We start from the raw sequence: 1,780 nt of genomic DNA, 5'->3' as shown, positions 1-1,780 counted from the left end.
CTCCCTCTATAAATGTTGATATATCAACGGTTTGACCCGTTGGTGGAGTGTCAAAAAAATATTTTTCGACACGCTTCCTAACAATATTTTTATATTATGTGAATCTATTCCATCATATGGGTACGCTACGCGGTCACTACTGGATAATGGTGGTAAGTAGTGATAGTGAAATATACGATGCACCATGGATCTCTGCATAGCTTATGATGACGTACCCTCCCATGTCTCTGGGCATCTGTGTGCCTACATTCCTTCGTTCGGTCTAGTCATAAGGCAGAGGCTAGCGAAGCTCCTTTAGGGACTCAAGGTCGGATGGTAAAAATATGGCCAGCTTCTCCGTGTCATCCAATTGTCTAGGTCAATTAAGGGGATGTAGAACTACATAGCCTCTGCGAGACTAGGAATATCCTTCATCATTCGCTGTGCGTCGAACGCTTTGTGCTTTGTACTGATTCCATGTAACACTTTCAATAGTTTTCCGCATAGTACCACGATGGATTGCTTCTTACGCAAAGGGTTATCCTTGCGATTTGTGTAATACTCGTGTAGCTTTCTAAAGGCTTCATTATGGCGAATCATAGGCATCATCACTCGGAAAAGGAGGGCGCGTAGCTTTCGTCTGCCCCGTTTTGAGATTCGCTTTTGTCCTTTGTGCTGGCCGGAGGAGTTTTCACGTAATGTTAGTCCCGCGAGTTTAATGATTTGGCGTGGATCTTCATAGTGTGAAAAACTACCGATTTCAGATAGTAAGTCGACAATTGTCGTATCTCCAAGTCCTTGAACTGTTGAGAGCCATTCATATTCTACCGATGTTTGTACAAGTGTAACTAAGTGCTGTGTGATGGTTTCAATCTCTTGTTCCAACTGATGGTAACGTCGAACGAGTGTGGCAATTTCGAAACGGGCCATCTCACGTCCTTCTGTTACTCCGATGGAGTTAGTAGCGACTTCAATGAGGCGCAATGCTTTTGGTCTTTGAGGGGATTTTAATCCCTCAACCTGACGATAAAGTGCTAGCACTTCATCTGGTTGTTTTTGATCAAGATCACCTGGGAATGGAGTACATTCAAGTACAGCCATCGCCATCTTTCCGAATGACGGAAATACCTGAGTAAACTCGGGAAAATAGCGATCTAACCAACGGATCATCATGTTTTTGACAGCTCCAAGTTCCTCTGTCAATTTACTCCTAAATGATGACCCTACACGGAGTTCAGCCTCCATCTCTTTCAAAATACGGGGGTAGCTAAAGCGTCCATCTTTAATCAGACGTGCAATCACCAGTGCATCTTTACGGTCATGTTTCGTTGGAAGATTATCATCCAACTCTTTTGAACGCTTGACATGCATGGGATTGGTCATGACAAGGGGAATTCCTCGTTCTTCTAGGAAATAGGCTAAATTCAGCCAGTAATGCCCTGTAGGCTCAATTCCCACAATGACGTCCGTTTTGTCGTACTCTTTCATAGTAGCGAGAATGCTTTGGTAGAAACATTCAAACCCATCTCTAGATTGAGGTACAGAGAATGATTTTTGGAGCACGCGTCCGCGATCATCAACAAAACAAGCGAAGTGAGTACGCTTGGCAATATCAACTCCAACGACGAGTGTTTTTTCGGTGACTTGATTTATTTTCTGATTTTGTTTAAAATCCAATGTGGAGTCCTCCTTGGTTACCTAAGTTAGGGGTCAATTCGTGCAGATTTGACACCCCGTATCATACCAAGAGGGCTCTTTTTTGTTCAAGTCCCCAAAAATCCTTCTAACAGGAATGCTCCTT

Annotated in this window: 1 protein-coding gene; it reads right to left on the bottom strand. The window is 43.4% G+C overall.

Going from position 1 to position 1,780, the window contains the following annotated elements; all coding sequences use genetic code 11:
* Positions 1 to 378: 378 nt before the first annotated feature.
* Entirely contained in the window at positions 379 to 1,656 is a 1,278-nt protein-coding gene (locus tag ACFFHF_RS11920) for an IS110 family RNA-guided transposase (protein ID WP_377058230.1), read from the bottom strand.
* Between the last annotated feature and the right edge of the window lie 124 nt (positions 1,657 to 1,780).

Source organism: Robertmurraya beringensis (assembly GCF_042433785.1).
GTDB classification, from domain to species: Bacteria; Bacillota; Bacilli; order Bacillales; family Cytobacillaceae; genus Robertmurraya_A; species Robertmurraya_A beringensis.
Note: the sequence above shows the minus strand (reverse complement) of the source record. Positions and strands in the feature narration are given on the sequence as shown.